The sequence below is a fragment of the Helicobacter sp. MIT 14-3879 genome (assembly GCF_003364125.1).
Genome location: NZ_NXLP01000014.1, coordinates 1 through 24,771, shown reverse-complemented (window position 1 = coordinate 24,771; position 24,771 = coordinate 1). Strand labels below are relative to the sequence as shown.

Sequence of the window (24,771 nt, the reverse complement as noted above, 5' to 3'; positions counted from 1 at the left end):
GGGAAATTATGGTAGGTAGAGACTTTTTATATTCTATCCACAAAGATAAAAAAAGTATTTATTTACTTTGTGAAAATAAAAGCATAATCGATTGTCAAAGCATTTATGAAGAGCTTTTTAAACTTGAGGCAACAGCAAATTTTTCTTTTGAAGAATTAAAATCCTACCAAGCCTATATCTTCCTAAACTCCACTCTCCTTACAGGTTCAACCGAACTTTCTAATAATCCTTTTTATTTTGGAGAATTAGATAAAGATAATACCATCAAACAAGACATACCCAGTTATTATTTTTCTCCTAAAGATGAAAGTAGTGGTAAAGGAAGACTTAGCATCTTTTATAAAAATGATGAGCTTAGTTTGCTTAATTATTCTATATTAGAAAATTCTTTAAATATCAAATTAGAATGCTTAAGCAAGCAAAGCTTAGAATACAAAAACTTAATCTTAAACACTCTTAAAACTCAAGAAAACACACAAGTAGATAAAAAACAAAGCATTGTTAAACTTCATGTCCTTTTAGAAAATCAAAACCTAGAATGTATCCATGGAGGTAAAGTTATACTTAAGTCAAATAAAGGAAAATTCTTTAAAAGTGATGGTATTCCTATTATGCTAGAGAGTGATTTATTAAACTCTAGTATAGTAGCTTGTCCTAATACTACAGCAGGTATAAATACTCCTTGCACTAAGGTAGTTGATATAAAAGGAGCCTTATCTCAAAAGAAAGTCAATAATGAATTTGTAATCTTACAAGAACTCATTAGCACTTGCACCACAGACAAAGGCTTTCCTCTAAAAGTAAGCTTTACTCCTACTAAGTTTAAATTCGATTATAGCTTTGATCCTAAGGAGGACTTAGGAGGTAAGAGTAAGGAAAGTAGTTTAGGATATGAAAAACCTATTTTTTATATTGATTATAAAATTGACTATGAGCAAAAAGATTTTATACCTATTTATTCTATGAAAATTTTAGATGAGGAATTAAATTCAAATGATGATGGTATAAAAGAATATGAACTCGAAATTAGCAAGGCTAAAGAACTTGATGAATTTTTGAAATCTCAAGAGCTTGTTAAAAACTTATTGCAAGATTATATTACCAAAGAAAATCTTTATAAATTTATGGATATTACACTGCAAAATCATACAAAATTTTATATTTTTATCATTCCAAAAAATATCCCAAAAGTTTTAAAAAAATATTATAAAGATAATGAAGCTTATCAAAACAATAAAGATTATGGAGTGGGAAAATTTAAAATTTTAGATAGAATTAATATCTATGATGATAAAACAAGCAAAAGTATCGAAATCTATTTAGCACCATGTGAAGCTAAGCGTATAAAAATCATTTTTAATGAAAATTTATATGAAAAATTAACACAAACTTCAATTTTTTGCATAAGATAAAATAATGAAAGATGCTATAAATATTCACTCTATTATTCATAATCTTGATTTTAAAGATATAAAGCAAAAAATTGAAAATATTATTCAATATAAAGAGCCAGAAAAACTCATCGTTATAGCTCCTAATGCTTTTATAGCACAACGCATTTCTGATTTGCTTAAATATAATGATAGTAAAAAAGAAAAATTTAAATTTTATACTTGGGAAAATATCAATTTTAATACTCTTTTTGATAAAGAAATTGAAATGAGTTTGGAAGGTAAAACACAAATAAAGAAGAATGATTTAAAAATCACCATACCTATACAATTCCTTAAAAATGAAGCTTATTCAAATCCTTTGGTGAAGTTTTATAAAGCGGTAGTAAATGATCCAAGTGCTAGGAAAATGATTAATTATGAAAAAATTAAAATTTCAAAAGCATTGATAATCAAGAGACAAGATAAAACAACTAAACAATTTACTTGTTTTCCAGAAGATAATAGAACAGTTTCACCGACATGCAATTATGTCAATGAAGAATCTGATAAACTAGAAGAAGTGTTAAAACAATACCAACATCCTACTTTTCAGCTTTGTTTTACACTATTATTAAAACAAAGCAATTTATGGGGTAAAGAAAATATTAGCAAAGAAGAAGCAGAAAAAAATCAAGCTTTTATTTATCTTAATAAACTTTGCGATGATATCAAAAATGATCTTACCTTGCTTAGTCAAAAAAATATCTTTGCCAAAGAAGATAAGCAAAAATTTGAAAAAATCCTTGACGATACTTTTAATGAAATTAAAAAGAATTTAATTAAAGTCCTAGAAGATGGAGACAAAGACAAAACAAGAACCCTTTGGCTAATAGGCATAACCATAGCAGCGGTTATTGTAGGTGTTGCAATAAGTATTGCCTCTCTTGGAGCGGGTACTTTGGCTATAGCAGCTACTTTAGGGGGAGTAGCTTTTGATATTGGGATGGGTATTAACGATATTATAAATTATGAAGAAGAATTAAAAAAAATACAAGCAAGTAAATTTTATCTTCCTTTTGCTGTACCTCTTATGAAAACTTTATTTGAGGATATTTCTTATATTAGTGCTCTTTGCTCAACGCAACTTTATTCTTGTATGATTTTTTATGATAATAAATTTTTAGATTTAAGTGCATTTAATCTTTCATGTTTTTTTGAACAAAGCAAAAATACAATCAATCAAAACACCTATATTATAGAAGGAGAATGCGATCAAGATTTAAAATGTCATATTCTTAAAAATTTTGGTATCGCTACAGACAAACCAACACAAACAAAAGAAAATGAAGAAAAACAAGATGAGTTAGGAAATATTAGCACTCTTCATACTTTTAATCCTAATATCAATGATTTTTCAAAAAATTATCAATGTGCTTTAGATCTTTATGAAGAACAAGATAAAGATTTTAAAAATTTTGTGTTTATAGAACAGCCTCAATTCTTATCAAGGGGTTTAGCAAAACTTATCAAAAATGACATCTCAAAGAGCAATACAAGCTCTAAACAAAATAAAAACTATCTTTTAATCTCACAAGCACCACACAATACTATGGCAAATTTAAGTCAAAGTATTACCGAAGAGATTTTTAAGACAAATATCATAAGACCTGAATCTCCAAAAGATAAAACACAAATAGATTATAGTAAATACGATCTTGAACAAGATGAAGATTCTAAAGAATTTGTTTTACAACTTTCTCCTTTTGTAAAAGAAAGTGCCGCTGAAGCTAGAGCTCTTGAAGATTGGTTTAAGAAAGATATTGACGATAGAGACAATAATGCAAAATTAAAAGAAATAGCTAGTCATTTCTTAAGTGCAGAATATAAAAAAAATATTGAAAATGTTGAAAAAAAAATAAAAGAAAATCAAAAAAGCCTTTATAAAACACTTTTAGATAATTTAACCCTTGAATCTTTTAATGAAAATCATCCTGATAGCCAACTAGAGTTTTTACCCATAGAACAGATTTTGCAAGTTGGACTCATTATAGCCAGTGCAAAAATACAAAATATCCCCATAGAAGTCGTATCTTCAGACTATACTAACAATCACAATATCGACCTAAAAGAACTTAGCGAACTTTTTTATAAAATAGCTACAGATAAAGCTTTTTTAGAACAACTTGACAATAAGCTTCAAATAGGCGATATAGAAATAGATCTTAGTAAAAATTATAAAAGCGTAGATGATTTTATTTTAAAAAATATCATCCCTAAGGAAGAACTAGATTCTGCCTATGATGAAGTCAATTTTATGAATTTACGCCTTGAAATTTTGAAAAAAGCTTTTGAAGATTTTATCTCTTCTCTTGTCCCTTTTGCGGATGGTTTTGAAGAGGCTTTTGCGAAATTAGCACTTATATTTGCACTTACTAGTGTTGCTGTCATAGTTAAAAATAGAGGACTTATTAAAAATCTTTCTTTGCTTGGTAAAAATTTTAGTTCTATGTTGGGTAAAAAAGAATTTAAAAGCTTTTTGCAAGATTTTTTAAAATTTGGCACAAAAGATCTAAAAATAGTAAGCAAGGAAGTTATCAAAAGTTTTCATCCGAGTTTAGCTCTTTTGCTGGCTTTAAAAGAAGATTATAAAATTCTAAAAAATAATAAAGAATTTGTAAAAAAACTCTCACATTTTAGAATCGATGAAAATGTTATTAGCAATACGATTGATGATTTACATTCTAACTCAAAAAAAAGATTTAATGCAAACAAAAAAATAGAAGGACATCTTTTTGCTTATGTAGAATTGGAAGGTGGTGAAGATAAAATAAAAGCGAGTGCATACACTAGAAGAAAAGGGGTAATGAAGCATTTGGGCTTTTATCATAGAATGCGTTTTTTTAAAACTTTAGCTTCTCCAAAAGAATTGGCTGCGGGTATTGGTATAAGTGCTATTAGCAGTATAGCTAAATATATTGTTAGTGATATGTATAGCATTCATACACAAGTTTTACTCGCAGAATATGAAGATATATTTTTTCTCAATCTAGAAAGACACCACCACCCCTATGCTACGATAAGAAATGAATTTTTGAGCTATCCTTTAGCCATACATTCAAATTTTGCCTCTTATAATTTTTCCACAGCATTATTTGGGTCAAGACTTGAAGCACTTTCTTTAGAAATTTTTCCAAATATCATACTTTATTCTTCAGCATATAAAAAAGTAAGGCAAGAATTTACTACTTCAGCAGTTTATACCATAAGAGAAATGGTGGTTAAAAAACTTCTTTCTTATATAGTGCCTGATGAATTAAGAGGAGGACTCGATGATAAAAGCTTTATGCAAAAATTTTTACAAAGACACATTACTAAAGGAGATATTATGAACCAATATTATTTAGATAAAAATTTTATCAATACAAATTTAAATCTTCCTCAAAAGGAAATAAAACTAGCTTTTATTGAAAAATTTCAAGAGAGAGATGAAGTTGCTGCTTTAAAGGCTTATAATGAACTCATCAAAATCCTTTCTGAAGTGATAAGTGGAAATCTAAACGCCAAAGGCAAACAAATACTTTCTAGTCTTAAAATCATAGGCAAAAATAATATCAAGGCTTTATATGTTGGAATTAATGATGAAAATAAACAAGATAAAAGCCTGAAAACAAATAAATCTAATCTAAACTCCAAAGAAACAGAATATAAAACTTATGAAAAACGCCCACCTTTTTTAGGCAGGCTAGCCACTACTATCATAGCAGAAAGGACTTATTAATGAATAAATTATTTTTAGCTACCTTACTTATTTTTACTATAAACGCTTGCAAAGGAGAGGATATGAATAACAATGAAGATATTAATAAAGATGTTAAAATGGTTTATGCACCTAATGGAGTGGGTATAAAACTCAATACAAAAACCAATGAATTTTTATTTAATCAGCGAAAAAAACCTACAGGCAAATACACTAAAGAATACACCAAAGCCCTTTTGGAAGCTGTTCATATAGTCGATAATTCTCCTTATAAAAAATCTTATGAGCCTAAGTATTTAGAACCAGAATTTCATACAGGGCAAAAATCCACTCTAGTAGAATTTAAAGAATGGCAAAAGATTTATTTAAAAGATCCTGTTAAAGGAGCTATTGCTCCTTGGACTAAAGCAGAAAAAGCTTATTTTCATTCTTTAGATGGAGAAGGAAGATATAATTATTTAGTAAAAAGAAGTGGTTTAGTATGCACTCCTATAGATTTAAAAGATAGTGCTTTAATAAGACCTAAAAGACCTAAAGAAAAAAGATTTATAAATGCTTATGAGCAAGGTATGAAAGATTATAAAGAAGCTAAGAGATTAGATTATAAAGGATATGATCTTCTTCAAAAAGCCATTAAGAATTTAAGCTATGCTTATGAAGAGGGTAAGGATTATAAAGCAGGACTTACTTTAGCAGAACTTGGATATTCAAAAGATTATTTTAGAGCCATTATAGGTAAATTAGATCAAGATGAAAACAATGAAGCTTTATTGGATAAATTAATCAATGAATTTTTAAATGCTAATTATAGAAGTATAAGGATTTATGAAGAGCTTATAGACAAGTATGACTTAGGAGATGCTTATTGGGGTTTATATGTTTATTCGCGTAAAATAGAAGATACAGTATTTGATGATAGATTTTATTTTGCTGAACTTAAAGACAGCAGTGAAAAACTTTATAAAAATGCTTTTGAACATGGAGCTTATGGAGCTTTTAGCGCTAAGGCAAATACTATATATTCTAATTTAATTGCAGGAGAATATCAACTTTGCTTAGGTATATTGGGTAATAAAAAAGCTTTTTATGAGGCATTTATCGAGCTTTCTAGTGCAGGTTTGATGTCAAGAGGCTTTCAAGCTCTTTGGCTTGGAGCACAATTAGGAGATAAAAGGGCTTTAGAAGATTTAAATAATGATTCTTTTGATGCTTTTATGATAGGAGCTCATGAAAATCCCTTAAAAAAACAACTCATCAAAGACTTTGCTAAAAATCCTCCTTATGATAAATACGGTATGCTTCCTTTCTTAGATGAGTTAATCTCTACAGAATGGATTATAGATCCAAATGAATATGATTTTATTTATGATATTAATAATGATGTAATGAGGACAATGTTAGGTAATATTAAAAAGGGTAAATATAAAGATCCAAGAGATGTAGATTCTACTCCTGAAAGTAGATGGGAATTTGATAAATATTTGACTGGCAACAAGGAAAACTTTGTAAGAGCTTATAGTTATGATATACCTAATCACTGGAGCGAAGGAGATGTAGAAATTTATTTAGAAGAGCTTTATTTACAAGCCAAACTAGCAGCTCTTACTCCTCCTCAAGGCTATCCTAATGCTCCTTATTATTTTACACCTGAAAGACTAGAATGGATCTATCAAAAAGGAGATTTAGACGCTAAACTTGATCCAAGAATCCCTGCTATATATAGAGCCAATTTCCCTGAAGAGCTTAGAGCTAAAATAAGAGCTTATGCTAAAGAGCATAATATCAAAGAGTAAAAAATCACTCAAAATCTTTAATATATTTTTCTAGTGCTTTTATGGTAAGATTCTCAAAAAGAATCTTATCTTCTTTAATATTATTTTGTATTACAGCTTCAAGATATTTAATAAACATATTTTCTTCCATTTCTTCAAAAATTGGAGTATATAATTCTTTTGCAATCATACTGAGTGCTAAAATATTGATTAATTTTGTAGATTTGATTAAGGGTATATTATTAACAATACTTTCAAAATCTTTGATACTAATAGGGGAATAATCTTTGTTTAATTTAGAGTTTTGTTGTTTTGTTTTAATATCTTTAAAATTTTTCATTAAGCTTTTTAAGATATTTTCATATTCCAATGAATTTGGATTCTTCTGGGTAATTTCTTTTAAAAAGCTTTTATCTGTTTTTTCTTGTTCGATGAATTTATAATCATTATTTTTTAAAATTTCTTTTAATTCTTCATTTTTATCAAAATTTATACTTGTTTTTCCTCTAGGTTTAATTTCAATTTCGTCAAAGTGATTGCGTTTTTCAATATCTTCTAAGTATTTTTTATTCTCTTTGATACTTTCTTCAATGCTGTTTGCATCTACAAATTTAAATTCTAAATTACCGATTCTAAAAATATCACCTATACTAATTATTATTTCATAACCATTTGGTATTTTAGAAAAGGATTTATTGTAGTAAATGTCAGCATCTTCAAAAGGTGCAATTGTAAAAGATCCTTCTTCGTAAGATACTATAGCATGTGTATTTTTAATTTGTTCTAGCTTGTCCTGAATGCGAAAAGTGCAATCATCTCCGCTTCCTATAGTACCACCTTTTGTTTGAAATATAAACAATTTAGCACCATTAACACATTCGTCATAATTTTCAATAGCAATTCCTATTTCTTCTTTTTCTATCATTGTTTATTTACCCCTGTGATATTTTCTACTATTTTAAGATTGTTTAAGATATAAACTATATTATTTAAATCACTAGCACCGTTAATAATTTCAAAGTCAAAATATAAGTTTTTATTATTGTTAAATATAATGCTGTATGTAGAATTGTTTTTATTATCTTTTATAAATTTACACCACGCCCATTCTCCCTTATATGATTTTGTATAATTTAAATTAGGATTAAAATAATTATAGGCTGTGAAATCTAAGCTTGTTCCATTATTAAATTCTTCAGCTATAATCTGCAAAGATTGATTAAATGTATGGTCATACTGGATATTTTTATTATGATAACCAAATTTTATAAAAGAAAAGTCTGCACTTAAATCAAGGCTTTGAATAGTAAAACTAACTTTTATGTTGTCACTAGCATTCAACATAAGGCTTGAAAGATTGCCTGTATTAGTAATAAAATCTAAAAATTCTTTAGAGAAATTTAATTTTGAAGCAAATTGAGAATTAATAGAATAGTTATTTTTTCTTTTTACTAAAACATTGTTCAAGTATTTTTTATAAAAACTATTTAATACTCCATTTCTACCAAAAAATGTTTTAAAACTATCCATACTAAGATTAGCTGTGCTTTCTTCATTGAAAGGATAAAATGGCGCAATATCATTGATAAATGGATTGTATACTTCGTTAATCCAAGCAGTATTAAATAATGAAATACCATAGTTTTCAATCAAATTCCAAGAATGATCAGAAAGCTGATTATAATACCTTTCCAAATCACTAGGTAATTTTTTTATACTCATTTGAAATGCAACAAAAGGATCATTTATATCTTTATTGTTTTCAAGAGCATATGAAATTTTTTCTTCGGTGCTTTGATTATTATTAGAGCTAAAATCTATAATTTTATTTGATATATTTGCAATATTTGTGTTAATAATATCTAATATTTTTTCATCATCAGCACTTTTACCAACCTCTATACCACCAACACTTAAAAGTGTATTTTTATTTATAAGTTTATGATATTGCATAAAAGCATTGCTTACGCTAATAAAGCTTGATTTAATTTCTCCAGCATTTAATCCTAAATTATAAGCTTGTGTTAGCAAAACCGCATCATTTAGGTTTGTATTAGAGCTAACAATTTTCAGCAAAGAATACAAAGGATTTTCTTTTTTTGATAAAATATCAAGTTCATTAAGCATCCCTTCTTTAGTGTGATATTGAATAGGCTGCAATGAAGCAAGTAAATTTTGCCAAGCATTTTTATATTCATTTAAATATAATTTTAAAATGCCCATAGTTAAGGTATTTTTGTTTTCTTTTAAATTATTATTTAACATCCAAGATTCAATATTGATTGCAGTATTAACTTGTTGATTTAAGTTGTTTAAAAAGTCTATCATACCGGATTTTGTATATATTTTATCTATAGAAGTTATTTGAGAATCACTCGAAAATACGCTATTTGCAGTAAAACCTAAATCTTCTTTTATGAGATACTTTTTCTTGGGTTTTTCGCTATTTAAAAAGTTAAGAAGAGTATAAATTCTTTGAATTCTACTTATAGTTTCAAGTTTTCTTTTTCCTGTATCTATACTATTTTCATCTTCTTTAAAAGATTTAAGGTTAAATTGTTTAAGTTCATCTACTCCATCTAAAAAATCATTTTTGGAGATTGAATATTTATTCAAAGTATTCCAATTTTCATTAATCCAGACTTTTAGCATTTCTTTATTAAAATATTTTTGTTCAAATAAAGATCTATACATATATAAAGTTTTGATTAAATTTTCTTCATTTGTGTCAGTAAGCAAAATATACTCCATTTCTTTCAATAAAGTGTTCTTTAATACATCTTCATTAAGTTTATAATAAAGTTGTTTAGCTTTGTTGAATCCTTTGTATGAGAGATTAAGATTTAAATATTGAAATATATTATTATCTTTCCAAAGTTCAGGATAAGTGTTTAAAATATTTCTCAATTCAATTAAAAAGCCAGCTTTTTGTTTAATATCTAAATTTTGATAATCTTGATTTTCAAGAAGTGCTCTTAAAGATTTTAAGGTATTTTGGCTTTTTTCAAATTCATCATTGTTTTTACTTATAAAATAAGAAGATATGGTATATGTCCCAAAGCTTATAATTAAAATCATGATTAAAAAAAATAGCTTTCTAGAATAAGATTTTGTAATACTTAAGGAATAATCTGCAAAAATTAAATCTTCAAGTAATGATTTAACAAAATAGCTCCGCTTGTTATATATAACACTAGATTTTGATAATACTTTCTTATAATTATATTTGTTGCATATGGCATCAAGTAAGAAATTTCTAGGGATATTTTCTTGATAAGCACTAACAAAATAAACTCCTCTAAGATAAGAATTATTTTTGAGTTCATTTTCTTTTTGTATTTCTAAAATAAATGTCTTTGTCAATGAAAATAGATTGTCAAGCTGTTTTAAAAATAAGTAGCTTTTATTTTTATTTTCTAAGCTATGGATGTAGGAATTTTTACTCATTAAAGAGCATAGTAACGAATCGCTTAGTTCTTTAAATTCATTATTTAAATATTCTTTATTTAAAACTTGTTCAAAAGATAGTCCTAAAACTTTATCTGAAATTTTTTTATCAAAAATATCAAAATATTCTTTCATACCTTCAATTAAATCGAGTTTTGAAAAGACTATATAAATAGGTAATTTTAAATTTAAGGCTTTTTCACATTCATTTACTCTTTTTATCAGATATCTAATGAGATTTTTAGAATATTCTTTAGAATTATTTAAAAAAAGAACAGTATCGATAACTAAAATAATTCCATTTAATTTACTATGAAAAAAGTTTTTATTAAGAAAAGTAAGGAATTTTTTCCATATGTTTTTTTTAATTAAAAAATCTCTATTTTTATCTATATCATCTTCAGGTATTTCATCGCTACTTGCAGGTTTAAAAAATTCTTCTTGTGAAAAGTAGTTTCCCTCTGTATCTAACAAAGCACCTTTTTTTGATACATAAAGTGCAAAATTTCTAGTAGACTTATGGAATTTTTTATAAGATTCTAAACTATCGCTAAGTGGATATTCAATATTGGAATAATTAATAAAAGTACTTTTTCCAACCCCTTCATTTCCTATAATAATAACTAAAGGTAAATTTTTTGTTTTTAAATCATTTTTCCAAGTTTCTTTAGCATCTTTAAGGGATAAAAAGAAATTTCTTTTAGATTTATAAATAAACTCATCGGCTTCTTTTTTTAGGTTTTTCAATTTTAATCTTTTTTCGCTTTTCAGAGAAGATATAAAATTTATAATAGGTTTTAATAAAAAAAACAAAAAAACAATAAGCCAAACTATAAAGATAATACTAAATCTTAAAAATGAACTACTAAAAATATATATATCATTAAAAGCTACTAAAGATCCCCGAAACCAAAATAAAATACTAAATAGAAAAATACAGCAAAGCAGAAATACAGTTATAAACAATTTCGATTTTAAAAAATTACATATTTTTTTGAACATCATTTCTTCCTTAAAATAATGAAAACAGATAATTAATATCAATGCTATAAAATATTTTAACAATAAAATTTAAATATATTAACATTAAAATGTTACAATTTTAAGTGTTAAAAAAAATTAAAGGAGTTTTTATGGCTGAACCAGCATTTATAAAAATTGAAGGCTCTACTCAGGGTCTAATTTCAAGTGGTGCATCTACTGAGGCTAGTATTGGTAATAGATATAAATCAGGTCATGAAGATGAAATTATGGCTCAAGAGGTATCTCATGTTGTAACTGTACCTGTTGATCAACAAAGCGGACAACCTTCTGGACAAAGAGTTCATAAGCCTTTTTCTTTTACTTGTTCTTTAAATAAATCTGTGCCTTTACTGTATAATGCACTTACCAAAGGAGAAAGACTTCCAACAGTAGAAGTTCATTGGTTTAGAACTGCAACAAGCGGTGGATCTGAGCACTTCTTTACTACAAAATTAGAAGATGCAATTATTACAAATATTGAATTGATAATGCCAAATGCACAAGATACGAGCAATCATGATAAAACCGAGCTTTTAAAAGTTTCAATGAGTTATAGAAAAGTAGTTTGGGAGCATACTGCTGCTGGAACTAGCGGAAGTGATGATTGGAGAGAAGGCAAAGCTTGATTATATTTTATCTTAAAAAATCCCGACTAAAATATATGGTTGGGAGATTTTATCTTGAAAATATATTTTATAGTAAATAGGACTACATGCTGTAGATTCAAACAATCAGAATATAGAATTCTATAATGGAAATTAATTATTGTTTTTTACTTTACAAAATAAATAACCAAAAAACAATGCTATTAAAAGTAAAAAACATAAGCTTATTATTGTACGAAGGATATTATTCTTGCTATTTGCTTTATGTAAATCATTTTTATAAGATTTTAATAATTTGTCATCACCTTCTTTTAGGTATTGTAAATTTGATAATTGGTTACACATATCAAAAATATAAATTTCTTGAATACAATCAAAATCTTTTCTTATTTTTAAATCACTAATACTATCTATACCAAAACCTGTATTATCTTCATTAAATACAAAACTTAAATTCTTATACAGCCTATCTCTTCTTATACGATTCTTAGAATTTTCTTCATCTACCCCACTTAAACTACCATAAAGACTTGCTTATGGAACATAATTTAGGTGATTTCTAGCATTTTATTTATCACAAATGTTCCTATCCCTAAAGATCTATAATCTGGATGAAACATTATGGAAGAATGAAAACTCCAACTATTAAAATCATATCGTAATTTCCAATAGTTTTTATTTTTATTAGCGTTTGGAATAACATCTGCTTCATTTTTCAAATATTGATAGTTTATAATTGCATATATATATCAACATAGTAAATTTTTTGACTTTCTTCGAATGCTTTTATTTCAAAATCTAATTTAAAACAAACCTCTTTTCCATTTTTTTAGAAATATAAAATTTGCTAGTATAAATTTCTTGTTTCATTATTTTTTATTCCTTTCCTATAAATTACTCACCTCTTGCAATCTCAGTATTCCTAGCACTTGTCCATCGCAAGATATTATCAGCTCTTCTTCGCTCTCCTTGCTGTAGCTGATTGAGTGCATTGATGTGCAAAAGCATTTGATTTCGTTTTGTGTCATAAACCATAGGTTACTCGGACAATACTCGCATAGAGTTTCTTTCTTGGGCAACTTCTCTTCGGATAGTTGATTTATTACCGAGCTCTTGTAAGACTCTCTGTCTATATTGTTTTGTATAATCTCTCTCATTATTTACCCCTTTCTCTTGTATAATCTTATATTTTTTGTTGTTTTGGCGTTGGATTTGTTTATCTGTTTCAAATCTTTCTCTCTACCTATTACCGATACCTCCCAAATAGGTTTTTAAGTATTTTAGAAACTTCTTTGCCCATTTATTGTTTATTTTAACTTTTTTCTGATTTAATAATCTTCTTGTCCTACTATTTTAAATCTTGCATACTCACCCCTTAAAACTTTATTTTCTTTCACAACTCTTTTTAAATCTTGCCCCAAATTGTAGTTATTCTTTTTTTGGTTTTATAACTTACATAAAACTTTTTTGGCATTTTTATCTGTGCTAAATTGATAATTCGCTTCTTCAAAATCCATAATTGATAATAATACATTTTTATTTTTGGTGCTTGATGAAGCTCATTATTTGCATTTAATTTAGCTGAAAATTCTTGATTTATTTCTACTTCTCTTTGCTTTTTGTTTGTAGCTTTTGCTTCAAATCCTAACTCGTTTAATGTTGTTTTTGCAAATTCTGCTCTTAAATTTGCTAGATCTGCTTTTTTGGATTAATTCTTTTACCATTTTTATCCACAACTTTTAAATAAATATGACAATGTGGATTATCTGTATCTCCATGAAAAGCTAGAATAAAAAATTGTTTGGATATACTTTTTTTAAAGTAGTAATTACAGCCTGCTGTAATTTTTCTTTTGGTGTTGGAATGTTCTTTCATGGAAAAAATTATATTGATAGTATGTCTTTTTTCTTTAGCACCTTCTTTATATAACGGTATAGAAGCTCCTTCATTTTGAAAATTATTCTTTTGACTTCTAAAATCTCATCTTATCCCAAATATCTATCAAAATCACTAGTTATTAATTCTACATTTCCTTTACAAGAAATATAATAAAGATGTTTTGAAAATGCTTGAGAATTTTTAGAACCTGAAGTAATTTTTATAACAACTTCTGTATTTTTTCTAAACATATTTTTACTAATAAGCTTACCTGTTTTTATATCTTTAGTGTATTTATCTCTATTTTTATTTATATAATTTAGTGGTAGCTTTGAAGCATTTTCTATTTTAGTAAGAACTTTTTTAGCAATGATCTCATCATCAAATATTCTAATACTACGCTACATTAAATTCTTTCATCATTTTTTCTATTATAATCCCAAGCTGATCAGATAATATATCAATTTTATCTCTGATATTATCAATTATTTTTTTAAATTATTCTCATTTATTTTTACAGCATTTCCACTTCTAAGAATTTTCAATAATTTGGTATATATTTTTACCTATTACATTGATTTCTGTTCTTGTTTTTATAAACTCATCTATTTCTATATTGGTAAAAAGTTTTTAATTTTTTATGGAGTTTAATAACAAAAATTTTGCTTGTTTAGTAATACTTGAAAATCCTATTTTTTAGATATTTCCTTTAAAATATTTGCTTCATTTTCTGTAAGTTGTAGTTTGATTATTTTATTTTCATCGCTTGTATAAAATTTATTTTTAGATATTTCATCATTAATTTATTCTTTTCATCTGCATCACAAGAATTAAACTTTTTTAATAAAATAGATATTATTTTACTATATGGCGCATTTGTTTCTGATTTTATATATTCTAAAATTATTTTATCATATTTGCTAACTTTAATAACACAATTATTGTTTTTATTCATTAGCACTTCATTAGTGAGCCTCACATAGTTTTCGCCTTTTATTTTTTTAAAAAGGTAACTTTTTAGGAAATAAAAGACTATCCTGCAAAAAAACAATAAAACAAAAAATATTATAGAGGAATAAAAATGGAGAAAGGTTACAAAATTAACAGATGTAAGTGAACTTAATAAGCATTATAAAGAAGCTATACAAGAAGGAACTTATGAAGGGGAAGATATAAATAAATTTTTTGATAATATAAAAACTTTTGATGTTGCAGAAAGTTTATTGAAAAAAGATTTTTCAAATCAACATATTAAATTTGATATTATTACTGATAAAGAAAAAATACCATTAAATATAAGACTTGGAGATAAAAATTTTCAAAAAGGTATTGAACATTTAATTAATATTGGTAGTTCTAAATTAGCCAAAGAAAATATAAATCTAGAAATAAAAAAAGATCTTAATAATCAACTTAGTAATTATAAACCAAAACTATATATGAATGTTAGACGGAATTCTTAAAGCAATAAAAAACTTATCAGAAGTGGTAAAAAAGATGTAGGACTAATAATACTAGAATTTACAAATTCTTACTCAGAAATTAGAAAGGAATTTGAAAAAAACAAATTAATAGAATTGGCAAAGGAACATTTTTTAAAGAAAAAATGAATGAATTTTTCAAAAAAACTAAGTAAAGTTTTACTAGATAGAGAAATTAGCAACGAAAAAACATTTTCTCGATCAAGGTAAAAATGAATAATCTAACAAATTTTAATAATCTATTTTCTAAAACAAGGCTATTGTCTTATAATAATGATATTATCAAACATTATGACAATCTCAAACTTGTAGGAAAAGTCACTCCAAAAATTGCTACATTAGAAATTATTCTGAGAAATAAACTTGATAATAAATTATTAGAGCAAGATGATGATTGGGTAAAAAATCTAATGATAAAAATATTAAAAAAATTAGAGAAGAAATTGAATATAGAGAAAAAATAAAATTTTATCTCATCATCAATATCTTTCTCGTATGAGCCTAGGAGCTATTATTTATCTAATTAAAGAAAATAGATTACAAAATTCTATAATGGATTTAAGAAATATCAATTTTAGAAATTACAATCAATATAATAGAAATTTCTTTTTAAAAGGTGGGAAGAATAGAAATTTTAGAAATATACATAAAGTAGATATAGTTCTTAGCCTATTGCAAAATCTAAGAAATAGAAATTATCATTGGGAAAATATTCTAAAAACAATAGAAAAAAATGGAAAACATTATCCAAGATTAACAACAAAGATTGAAAATGCTTATATAGGTATCAATACACAAAAAATAGATTTATTCTTAAGTGATTTAATTAAAAAAGAACTTTTGGAGTATTGTTAAGATCAGAAAGGTGGGATACTAAGGAGTTCGAATTTCATTGTAATTATAGCAACAATAGTAAGGAAAACTAAAAGGATATAAATGTCACAAAAGGAACAATGTAGGATGATAAAGAAAAAAATGGTTTTCTCCAAAAGGCTTAGATAAGAATATTGTCTCACAACGGCTTTATCCACACCAAAAAAATTTTTCATTTGATAAAAGTGAAGTTTTACTACTTTTAAATCTGCTCTAGAAAATCAAGAAAATCAAGGATTAATCATTGATGGCTTACCTATCATGGATGGCAAAATCCACGATGGCAAAATCCACAGAGTAAAAACTGCAACAGATAAAGACAGAGAAATGAGTGGAGCTTATAGTGGTTTTTTAAATGAATATCCTGCTGGTTTTATTCAAAATTTTAAAACAGGTATTAAAGAAAATTGGAAAATGTCTTTAGAAAATATAAAACAAAATGTTATAAATTATCAAACTTGCAATCAAAATTTAAATAATTCTAAAAACAATAATATTAAACAAGATATTTTAGAACTTCATAAAAAATAGCATTGAAGCTTGAAGAAGAATATAATAATGTAGGGTGGGCTAATTCAAGTCACCCCTATCTAAAGAAAAAAGACTTTGATGAAAATTTCTACCTTAAACAAGACAAAATGGGTTCTTTACTAATTCCTTTAAAAGATGAGAATGGAAAATTATGGTCTATGCAAAGAATATTTCCTAATGGTGATAAAATAATTGGTGTTATTAAAACAAAAGAAGAAAAAGAACAAGGCATTGAATATTCTGAAAAAAACTGGTTGTTTTCATATAATAGGTGCAAAAAACTTAGAACATTGCAAAGAATTTATCATAGTAGAATGTTTTGCTACTGCTGCAACGATATATAAAACAATTAACAAACCTGTAATAATGGGTATAGATTCTGGAAACTTATCGAAAATTGTTGAAACCCTAAAAAATAAATTTCAAAATACTCCCATAACTTTAATAGCAGATAATGATAAAAAAAGAGAATTAAAAGGTCTTTCTAATGTTGGTATAGAAACTGCAAAAGAAATTCAGAAAAGATTTTCAGATATTAAAGTTATCATTCCAAAAATTAGTGATCAAGAAGTAGGACAAGGCGTGAGTGATTTTAATGATATTTTCTTAAACAAAGGGCTTGATGAAGTCAAAAAACAATTAGAGTTTATTGATTTTCAAAATAAACTTAGCACCTTTAAAGTCCTATAAAAACAATATCTCAAAAAGAAATAACATGGTAATTTCATCATATTAAAATACAAATAATTATTTGTATAATATTATTATTTAAAATTAATTTTATTATATATTAATAAATATTTAGTATATATAGTTACTATAAATATACACAAAAAAGTAAGGATTAATCTTTATGCCAATCAAGAAGAACTAGATGAAAATCTTTTAAATGCAAATATAAAAACCAATACTCATGAGGATACAAATAATACAAATTCTAAAGATAATACAAGCTTAATAAACTCTTCTAATAATTTATCAAACGATACTTATAAATCTTATCATCACACTCCTTTTTTAAGAGTAGCAACAGGCATTGCAAGTAATCATTCAGGTTTTTATCATACTCCAAGAGTTGGTGATGAAGTGATTATTTCTTTTTTAGATGATGATATAGATAAACCTTATGTGAGCGGGAGTTTGTATAATGGGACTAATGCAATGCCTCAATATAATTATCCAAGATATAAAAGAGAAATTACCACAAGTGCATTGAATTATTTAAGTGCAACTCCTATGATGATCGACAAAGGTTTAGATACATTAAAGCTTCAAGAAAATACCGATTATGAATTAAGCTCTATAAATAATCATTATCTTACTTTAGCAAATTCTACAATAGGAGCAGATAATACCGATGCAAGAGCAAGGAATGAAATTACCCTAAAAAACGACAAAGATAAAGAAGAAATTTATATCCTAGCACAAAAAGATTATAAAGAAGAAATATGTAACAATTACGAGCAAACCATAAAAAACAATAAAACTTCAGAAGAGGGAGCTTTATACACTGAATTTATCACTTTAGGACATATGCAAAATATCATAGGTTTTAAAAATGTCAATGTAGGGGCTGAATATTTAGAAAATACCTTGCTTTCTAAAGATACTAATGTGGGTTTAAACAATGCTTTAAATGTAGGAATCAGCAATGAAGTCAATATCGGACAAAACCACGAAGAAAAAATAGGAAACGATAAAAGGGTAATAATAAATAACAATCTAGAGCAAGACATCAAAAATGATTTTATCCAAAGAATAGGACATAATAAAAATGAAACTATAAAAGGTTCTTATGTACTTCAAACCCATCAAAGTATAAAATTTTATTCCAAACAGGATCTAAGCATAGAAACGAATGAATACCTTAAAGCCGAGGCTGACGATTCTATTAGTTTTAAAGCTAAAAATGATTGCACTTTTACAGCTGATAAGGTAAATACTTTGGCAAATAATGTTTTAACAGCACAAAAACAAATCGTTTCTAGAGAGAGTAGGAAATATAACTATCACACAAATAAAAGATAAGATTATATTACAAGTAGGAAAAATACAAGTGATTATAGATGATAAAGGTTTAAGAGTAAAAGGAGGTGATTTAAGAGCAGATTAAAAGCAATTTTCTTAAAATTCAAACTAAAATCATAAATAAGCCCAATTTACAAAGAAAGGAGAAACAAATGAAAACATTAGAAGATATTAAAGCTATGAGTTTTGAAGAAAAAATGGAAATTCAAAAACAATTATTTGATTTTATCAAAAATAATGACTTAGAAAATATTAAAAATCTTTTAAAAGATTATCCTGTAAAAGAAAGCTTTTATGAGGCACATTTTAAAAATCCTGATAGCAATGATGAATTATCTTTATTTGATCCTTGCACAACTATAGTAAGAGCTGCATTTTCTTGCGGAAATCATGGCAATGATTTTTCTATTTTAGATTATTTATTTGATGAATATGGTTTGAGTTTAAAAAATCCTAAGTATAATTTTTATCATTGTGACATGAAACACATCAAAGAAGCCAATGATAAATATATTTTAATGGAAGAAGTAGAAGATGATAATCCTTACATTTATAAAAATGCTTTAATTTATGATTATATACTAAATTCTGACAACCCCAACCCTCAAATCATTAGGTATTTAGTAGATCGTGGAGCCAAATTTGAAGTGCACAAAGATGGCTTTAATGGGACTCCCATGCATTTTTGGGCTAGACGAAATGAGTGTGAATTATTAGAACTAGCCATTCAAGGAGGAACTAATGTGGATATGCAAGTTTTTAGTGATAGAGAATACGATAAGACTCTTTTATTTGAAGCTATAAAAGAACCAGAAACTTATAGGGTTACAAAACTCTTAATAGAACTTGGAGCCAATGTAAATTATGCTACTCCATTAACCCCTTTAGATGAAGTACGAGGATCTAGAAATAAAAAGCTTTTAAAAGATGCAGGGGCAATGACTTCAGAACAACTTGAAAAAAATATAATATATATTATAAATTAAGTGATAATGGATAATGATAATATAGGCAAAGAACTTGATGAATATTCTAAACTCATCAACGATGCTATAAAAAAGGCTAAAGAAAATGGAAAAATTTAAGGATATATAAGGATATAAATGTTAAATAAAATAACAATCAAAGGATATAAATCTATACGAGATTTATCCGAATTTAAGCTTGAAAATTTAAATATCTTAATAGGTGCAAATGGTGCGGGTAAAAGTAATTTTATCTCAGTATTTAAAATGCTTAATGTTTTACTCAATAAAAATTTGCAATTTTATACACAAGATAAAGGACCTGATAGTTTTTTGTATTTTGGTAGAAAAAAAACTGAAAAATTGCATTTTGATTTTGAATTTTCTCCAAATAGATATAAAGTAGATATTGTGCCTACACAAGAAAATAAACTCCTTATACAAAAAGAAAGAATTTATTTGGGAGGTTATGAATATCCCATAGGAGAAAATATATATGAAAGCAATATTTCCAATGCAAAAGAATACTCTAGATCTAAAGCGGTTGCAAATTATACTATAAGCGAAATTAAAAAATGGAAACTTTATCATTTTCATAATACCGGAGATACAGCTAAGATGAAAGGCATATGTGATGTAAATGATAATCTTATATTCAAAGAAGACGCACAAAACATAGCAGCTTATCTTAGAAAGCTCCATGATGATTACAAGCAACATTACGAACAAATTTTAACCACCATACAAGACATTGCTCCTTTTTTTGGGGGATTTATTTTTAGAGACAATGAAAATATACAACTAGAATGGTATCACAAAAACGATCCTGACACCCCTTTTAAAGCACATATGCTTTCTGATGGAACTTTAAGGTTTGTATGCTTGGCTACTTTACTGCTCCAACCTTTTGAATTAATGTCAGGAACGATCATCATCGATGAACCTGAATTAGGACTGCATCCTTATGCATTAAAAATTTTAAGCGAAATCATCAAAAGAGTAGCTCAAAAAAAACAACTCATCATTTCTTCTCAATCTGTGGAATTGATAAATCATTTTGAGGCACAAGATATTATAGTTGCAGATAAAGAAGATGATCAGTCTATTTTTACAAGAATGGATAATGAAAAACTACAAACTTGGCTTGAAGAATACACACTTGGAGAAATTTGGGCTAGTAATCTTATAGGCGGGAGACCGAAATAATGTCAAATATTGTAAGATGTTATGTGATTTGCGAAGGGCAAAGTGAAGAAAAATTTATCAATGAAACTTTAGGACCATATTTTCACAACCACCTTAATATTTATCTCATTCCACTAACAATACCTACATCTAAAAGAAATAAGGGTGGTGCGCTTTCATATGATAGAGTGGTTAATTTTATTGTTAAAAAATTAAAAGAAGATTCAGAAGCTTTTATGACAACTATGTTTGATTATTATGGATTAGATGATGAATTTTTAAAAGAAAATAAAGCTATTACCGATATATATGAATATATTGAAAAAATACAAAAAGATTTTGATGATGCAATTAAACAAAAATGCCATACGAATAAATTTTTTAGCTATATACAACCGCATGAATTTGAAAGTTTGCTTTTTAGTGATATTACAAAAATTATTAAAGCAGATGCTGAATGGGATGAAAAACTTATTTGCGAACTAGAAGATATTATCAAAGAATACGATAACCCTGAACTAATTAACAATAGCAAAGAAACAAGTACTTCGCACAGACTGAAAAAGATTTTTTCTTCTCCTAGCTATAAGAAAGTTTTGCATGGTAGCAAGATCGCTAAAGAAATCGGTATAGATAACATAAGATCAAAATGTCAGCATTTTAACAAATGGTGTGAAAAAATTCACAATTTAAAAACTTATCAAAACACAAAGGAGAAACAATGAATAATAAAAATTTATTCTATAAAAAACTGCAAGAGGTTTTTTAAATACTATCTTAAAAATGATAATTATTTAGAAGGGCCTTAGATGGTTTAAAAAAACACGAACGAAGAGCTTTTATAAGTAACGTTTTAAGCTATGAGTATGAAAACTTGGTAGAAAATGGAAATTTAAAACTTTATGAAAAAGATAGAGCTATCTTAGCTCCTAATTTGATAGCTATTTTAAAATATGATAAAAACAATTTTGATGGAATAATTCTTCAAGAATTTATAAATGATTTAGAATTTGAATTAGAACACATAGAGATGGAGCTTTACAATGATCCTGCTGATTTTGAAGGGGGAGATTATTATAGTGAAGACAGTGATTGTGATGAGGATTATACAATAGAAGATTGGGTGGAAGATCAAGTAAAAGATATAAAAGATTTTATAGATGCTTTGAGAGCCTTTAAATGATACTAAGCTCTAATCAAGTAAGCTTTTATCTTTTTTCTACCAAAACTTTTAGTGATGAAAAATATCTTAATGCTTGGAGCTTAAAAGGCGAGCGTTTAAATGCCAAAGATTGGTTTGAATTTGAACAAGCCAATAAAGATAAATTTTACAATAAACATTTAAATAATACTTTAAAAGCTATGCAAGAACTTAAAGCTTATTTTAGTATTGATAAATTTGAAGGTATTAATTTCAGTGGTGATGATGAGTGGTGGGACTTTTTACCTTCAAATTATAATCCATTTTACAATAGATTATGCCAAGATAAAAGTAAGTATATTTTGCATAGATATTATCAAAAAAATGATTTAGTAGAGATTGGTATGCTTAAAAATCTTGCTCCTAATTTTCCTTTTTGGGATGAAAAAGGAGAAAATTTTTCTCAAAGCCAAATCAATACTTTTATAGAACAAGATAATTTAGCACCCTATTTTACAAATATGATATTTATTTTAATTCTTCGCTTGAGCTAAGCTTTCATTTCAGCGATGAAAGCTTAGAATATTAATTAATAATTATAATCACAGAATCAATCATACTTTTACTCCAAAAAGTCAAGATGAGTTACAAAAAGAAGTAAATTTAAGAAAAGAAGAAAAAATCATTTTAGAACTTGAAAATATATTTTTAAATCTTTGTAAGGGTATAAGTGCTGATTATGCTTTTATGGATTTTTCTTATTTTTTTGTAGGATATGATTATGTATTAAACTCTAAAAATAATACTTTAAAATCTTATCCTATTAGTCAAGATAAATGAATTCATAAAAGAAGTTTTAAAGACTATATTGAAGAATACGCAAATAATTATTTTTTTAAATTACTATTCTAAAGAGTTTTTAAATGAGCTTGATAATCAAGAATTAAATAAAAACAGGCTTAATTATCATCTTATTAATTACAACAAAATTCCAAAAAACGCAGAAGAAGAAAATATACAAGATATGCTTTCTAAGCAAAAAAATATAAATATCAACTTTGTAAATTTCATAGATTATAAAGACTATGTTTATAACAACAAAGATGATTTTTGGGATTTTTCACTAGAAGAAAACTCTATACTTTGGCAAAAATTTCTAAGTAAAAATACCCTAAAACCTTTTCCTTTAAATTTTGATTATTCTTTAGGAGAAAAGCTTCTTTATGCTAAAGATGAACAACTAGAAAGCATACTTCAAACCCACAAGGCTTTTTATGACTAGAAAAGAAAAATAACTATTCCTAGAAGATGATATGAATGCAACTCCTGATACTTCTTGTATGCATCTTAGCTTTGTGTAAATGTTTTTCCTTGTAATTTAATATAAAAAGATTTTTAGTTATATTTCATTTTATATTTAAGGAGAAATTTATGGAAGATTTAAAACTTTTACAAAAGCGTTGGGAAAAAGCTTATGAAGCTATGCCTAAACTTTATGAAACACCCGATGGGTTAATAATAAATTTCACCCTAAGTGAAGATACAGATACTATTCTTTTTAAAGAACCTTGGGAAAATTTTGAATTAGACGATGAAGATAAAGAAGCTAAATGGAGACTGAATTTTTTTAGCATTAGCAAAGATGAGCCTTTGGGATATTTAGAGTATAAAGAAGCTTTAGAGAAATTACAAGATTTTTCTTTAATCCAATCAGAAGAAAGAATTTTAATTAGAGCGATGAGTTTAGAAGAGCTTAAGAGCTTAGGGCTTAATGGGTGGTAATGCTTCCTCAGCCTATAATTTTAAATAAACTTACGCAATTTTTATCTGATGAGAATTTAGATATTGCAAATATGAAATAAGGTGTAGATAAAATTTTTTCTAAAAAAGGTTTTTACGCTGCATTAGAATTAAATATCAAAATTATGAATATATCAAAATTAATTTTTAAAAGTGATAAAAAATTAAATATATTTTTGCCGCAAACTTCTAATTATCAAAATATAAATTATCTTCCCCAAGAATTAGATTTGAAAAAAGAAATAGATATTAATCTCAATGGTTTAAAAAATTGTGATAATAAAAAAATAAAAAAAATAATAGAAATAATTAAGCAAAAGAATATCAAAACAATCTGGTTAAAGAATTGGATATTAATTCTCAAAAAGAAAAAATAAAAATACTTTTTATTATGAATGAGGTGCCAAGATTTTTAAAATCAATCTATAAAGAATGTGAATTTAAAGAATATGGATTAGCAAATTATTTGGAATTTGATGAAATTTGGGATTTTTATGAAAATAATACTAGATATTTTGCTATTTTAACTCCTATGGGTGCAAATAAAATAAAATTGAGCTTAGAAAATACACAAAACAGTGAAAAAGAACTTAATATCATAGAAGTAAATTTAGATAGAAAATAGATTTTAATAACAAAAATATATTTAAAAATTTTGTTTCAAAAAATCACAATCTCTTTCCACTCATAAACCCATATTCTGAAATAAACTTTATTTTACCCACCTTATGCTAAAATAAGTTTAATTGATTAAATTTAAACTATAAACCACTATAAACACAAAAAGGATCATCAGTGTCTCTCACTTCTTACATGAGTCTTGATATTTCTAATCCTGCTTCAAATCCCCTACCCTTTAAAATCACTAAAGCCATCATCAAAGAAAGTTTTGAAGAACTTTTTTCTATAGAA

Annotated in this window: 21 protein-coding genes and 1 pseudogene; 17 read left to right on the top strand and 5 right to left on the bottom strand. The window is 26.3% G+C overall.

Going from position 1 to position 24,771, the window contains the following annotated elements; translation table 11 throughout:
- Window positions 1-8: 8 nt before the first annotated feature.
- From CQA44_RS13235 to CQA44_RS07765, 3 genes are all read left to right on the top strand, one after another.
- On the top strand, window positions 9-1,412 hold the full coding sequence (locus CQA44_RS13235; protein WP_258864950.1) for a hypothetical protein: 1,404 nt from the start codon (window positions 9-11) through the stop codon (window positions 1,410-1,412).
- Window positions 1,413-1,416: 4 nt separating this feature from the next.
- Window positions 1,417-5,151: a hypothetical protein gene (locus tag CQA44_RS07770; protein ID WP_115546698.1), complete on the top strand. Its 3,735-nt coding sequence runs from the start codon at window positions 1,417-1,419 to the stop codon at window positions 5,149-5,151.
- A 62-nt stretch (window positions 5,152-5,213) separates the two neighbouring features.
- On the top strand, window positions 5,214-6,923 hold the full coding sequence (locus CQA44_RS07765; RefSeq protein ID WP_115546710.1) for a hypothetical protein: 1,710 nt from the start codon (window positions 5,214-5,216) through the stop codon (window positions 6,921-6,923).
- A 4-nt stretch (window positions 6,924-6,927) separates the two neighbouring features.
- Here the strand turns inward: CQA44_RS07765 and CQA44_RS07760 are convergent, their stop codons facing one another.
- Together CQA44_RS07760 and tssM are read right to left on the bottom strand one after the other, a co-directional pair.
- Window positions 6,928-7,827: an FHA domain-containing protein gene (locus CQA44_RS07760; protein WP_115546697.1), complete on the bottom strand. Its 900-nt coding sequence runs from the start codon at window positions 7,825-7,827 to the stop codon at window positions 6,928-6,930.
- Window positions 7,824-11,351: a type VI secretion system membrane subunit TssM gene (gene tssM, locus CQA44_RS07755; RefSeq protein ID WP_115546696.1), complete on the bottom strand. Its 3,528-nt coding sequence runs from the start codon at window positions 11,349-11,351 to the stop codon at window positions 7,824-7,826. Before tssM ends, CQA44_RS07760 begins: the two co-directional genes overlap by 4 nt.
- Window positions 11,352-11,482: 131 nt before the next feature.
- Here tssM and CQA44_RS07750 point away from each other — a divergent pair, with 131 nt between their 5' ends.
- Window positions 11,483-11,998: an Hcp family type VI secretion system effector gene (locus CQA44_RS07750; protein ID WP_115546695.1), complete on the top strand. Its 516-nt coding sequence runs from the start codon at window positions 11,483-11,485 to the stop codon at window positions 11,996-11,998.
- A gap of 1,668 nt (window positions 11,999-13,666) precedes the next feature.
- Here CQA44_RS07750 and CQA44_RS13510 read toward each other — a convergent pair.
- The 3 genes from CQA44_RS13510 to CQA44_RS12560 form a co-directional block, all read right to left on the bottom strand.
- Window positions 13,667-13,912 (bottom strand): relaxase/mobilization nuclease domain-containing protein, encoded by a 246-nt coding sequence (locus CQA44_RS13510; RefSeq protein ID WP_115546693.1) that lies wholly within the window; start codon window positions 13,910-13,912, stop codon window positions 13,667-13,669.
- 50 nt (window positions 13,913-13,962) lie between these two features.
- Window positions 13,963-14,106, bottom strand: a complete 144-nt coding sequence (locus tag CQA44_RS13505; protein ID WP_181881830.1) for a hypothetical protein — start codon at window positions 14,104-14,106, stop codon at window positions 13,963-13,965.
- A gap of 497 nt (window positions 14,107-14,603) precedes the next feature.
- Window positions 14,604-14,834, bottom strand: a complete 231-nt coding sequence (locus CQA44_RS12560) for a hypothetical protein (protein WP_181881829.1) — start codon at window positions 14,832-14,834, stop codon at window positions 14,604-14,606.
- Window positions 14,835-15,078: 244 nt separating this feature from the next.
- On the opposite strand from CQA44_RS12560, the gene CQA44_RS13230 reads away from it, so the two are divergent.
- The 13 genes and pseudogenes from CQA44_RS13230 to CQA44_RS13200 all read left to right on the top strand — a co-directional run bounded on the left by CQA44_RS13230 (window position 15,079) and on the right by CQA44_RS13200 (window position 24,484).
- Window positions 15,079-15,318 (top strand): hypothetical protein, encoded by a 240-nt coding sequence (locus CQA44_RS13230; protein ID WP_258864949.1) that lies wholly within the window; start codon window positions 15,079-15,081, stop codon window positions 15,316-15,318.
- A 230-nt stretch (window positions 15,319-15,548) separates the two neighbouring features.
- Window positions 15,549-15,800 carry a CAAX protease gene (locus CQA44_RS07720; RefSeq protein ID WP_181881828.1) on the top strand — a complete coding sequence of 84 codons (252 nt, stop codon included), beginning with the start codon at window positions 15,549-15,551 and terminating at the stop codon, window positions 15,798-15,800.
- Between the two features lie 31 nt (window positions 15,801-15,831).
- On the top strand, window positions 15,832-16,191 hold the full coding sequence (locus CQA44_RS07715; RefSeq protein WP_258864948.1) for a hypothetical protein: 360 nt from the start codon (window positions 15,832-15,834) through the stop codon (window positions 16,189-16,191).
- A 151-nt stretch (window positions 16,192-16,342) separates the two neighbouring features.
- Window positions 16,343-17,462 (top strand): annotated as a pseudogene (locus CQA44_RS13430) (toprim domain-containing protein).
- A gap of 313 nt (window positions 17,463-17,775) precedes the next feature.
- Window positions 17,776-18,768 (top strand): bacteriophage T4 gp5 trimerisation domain-containing protein, encoded by a 993-nt coding sequence (locus tag CQA44_RS13215; RefSeq protein WP_408941381.1) that lies wholly within the window; start codon window positions 17,776-17,778, stop codon window positions 18,766-18,768.
- A 152-nt stretch (window positions 18,769-18,920) separates the two neighbouring features.
- Window positions 18,921-19,754, top strand: a complete 834-nt coding sequence (locus tag CQA44_RS07700; RefSeq protein WP_309544888.1) for an ankyrin repeat domain-containing protein — start codon at window positions 18,921-18,923, stop codon at window positions 19,752-19,754.
- 117 nt (window positions 19,755-19,871) lie between these two features.
- Window positions 19,872-20,939, top strand: coding sequence for an AAA family ATPase (locus tag CQA44_RS07695; RefSeq protein WP_115546692.1), 1,068 nt, complete (start codon window positions 19,872-19,874; stop codon window positions 20,937-20,939).
- Window positions 20,939-21,643 carry a DUF4276 family protein gene (locus tag CQA44_RS07690; RefSeq protein WP_115546691.1) on the top strand — a complete coding sequence of 235 codons (705 nt, stop codon included), beginning with the start codon at window positions 20,939-20,941 and terminating at the stop codon, window positions 21,641-21,643. The genes CQA44_RS07695 and CQA44_RS07690 overlap by 1 nt, the downstream gene beginning before the upstream one ends.
- 149 nt (window positions 21,644-21,792) lie before the next feature.
- Window positions 21,793-22,101 (top strand): hypothetical protein, encoded by a 309-nt coding sequence (locus CQA44_RS07685; RefSeq protein ID WP_258864945.1) that lies wholly within the window; start codon window positions 21,793-21,795, stop codon window positions 22,099-22,101.
- On the top strand, window positions 22,098-22,613 hold the full coding sequence (locus CQA44_RS13210; protein WP_258864944.1) for a hypothetical protein: 516 nt from the start codon (window positions 22,098-22,100) through the stop codon (window positions 22,611-22,613). Before CQA44_RS07685 ends, CQA44_RS13210 begins: the two co-directional genes overlap by 4 nt.
- Window positions 22,614-22,927: 314 nt before the next feature.
- Window positions 22,928-23,341, top strand: a complete 414-nt coding sequence (locus tag CQA44_RS13205; protein ID WP_258864943.1) for a hypothetical protein — start codon at window positions 22,928-22,930, stop codon at window positions 23,339-23,341.
- A gap of 149 nt (window positions 23,342-23,490) precedes the next feature.
- The gene (locus CQA44_RS07675) at window positions 23,491-23,841 is read left to right on the top strand and encodes a DUF4299 family protein (protein ID WP_115546690.1); all 351 of its coding nucleotides are present in this window, start codon (window positions 23,491-23,493) and stop codon (window positions 23,839-23,841) included.
- Window positions 23,842-24,205: 364 nt separating this feature from the next.
- Window positions 24,206-24,484, top strand: a complete 279-nt coding sequence (locus CQA44_RS13200; protein WP_258864942.1) for a hypothetical protein — start codon at window positions 24,206-24,208, stop codon at window positions 24,482-24,484.
- Window positions 24,485-24,771 lie beyond the last annotated feature (287 nt).

What these genes read in the sequence shown, in the direction of transcription:
- CQA44_RS13235 (WP_258864950.1), top strand. Translation starts at nt 9, where the DNA reads ATGGTAGGTAGAGACTTTTTATATTCTATCCACAAAGATAAAAAAAGT.
- CQA44_RS07770 (WP_115546698.1), top strand. Translation starts at nt 1,417, where the DNA reads ATGAAAGATGCTATAAATATTCACTCTATTATTCATAATCTTGATTTT.
- CQA44_RS07765 (WP_115546710.1), top strand. Translation starts at nt 5,214, where the DNA reads ATGAATAACAATGAAGATATTAATAAAGATGTTAAAATGGTTTATGCA.
- CQA44_RS07760 (WP_115546697.1), bottom strand. Translation starts at nt 7,827, where the DNA reads ATGATAGAAAAAGAAGAAATAGGAATTGCTATTGAAAATTATGACGAA.
- tssM (WP_115546696.1), bottom strand. Translation starts at nt 11,351, where the DNA reads ATGTTCAAAAAAATATGTAATTTTTTAAAATCGAAATTGTTTATAACT.
- CQA44_RS07750 (WP_115546695.1), top strand. Translation starts at nt 11,483, where the DNA reads ATGGCTGAACCAGCATTTATAAAAATTGAAGGCTCTACTCAGGGTCTA.
- CQA44_RS13505 (WP_181881830.1), bottom strand. Translation starts at nt 14,106, where the DNA reads ATGTTTAGAAAAAATACAGAAGTTGTTATAAAAATTACTTCAGGTTCT.
- CQA44_RS07720 (WP_181881828.1), top strand. Translation starts at nt 15,549, where the DNA reads ATGAATAATCTAACAAATTTTAATAATCTATTTTCTAAAACAAGGCTA.
- CQA44_RS07715 (WP_258864948.1), top strand. Translation starts at nt 15,832, where the DNA reads ATGAGCCTAGGAGCTATTATTTATCTAATTAAAGAAAATAGATTACAA.
- CQA44_RS07700 (WP_309544888.1), top strand. Translation starts at nt 18,921, where the DNA reads ATGAAAACATTAGAAGATATTAAAGCTATGAGTTTTGAAGAAAAAATG.
- CQA44_RS07695 (WP_115546692.1), top strand. Translation starts at nt 19,872, where the DNA reads ATGTTAAATAAAATAACAATCAAAGGATATAAATCTATACGAGATTTA.
- CQA44_RS07690 (WP_115546691.1), top strand. Translation starts at nt 20,939, where the DNA reads ATGTCAAATATTGTAAGATGTTATGTGATTTGCGAAGGGCAAAGTGAA.
- CQA44_RS13210 (WP_258864944.1), top strand. Translation starts at nt 22,098, where the DNA reads ATGATACTAAGCTCTAATCAAGTAAGCTTTTATCTTTTTTCTACCAAA.
- CQA44_RS07675 (WP_115546690.1), top strand. Translation starts at nt 23,491, where the DNA reads ATGGAAGATTTAAAACTTTTACAAAAGCGTTGGGAAAAAGCTTATGAA.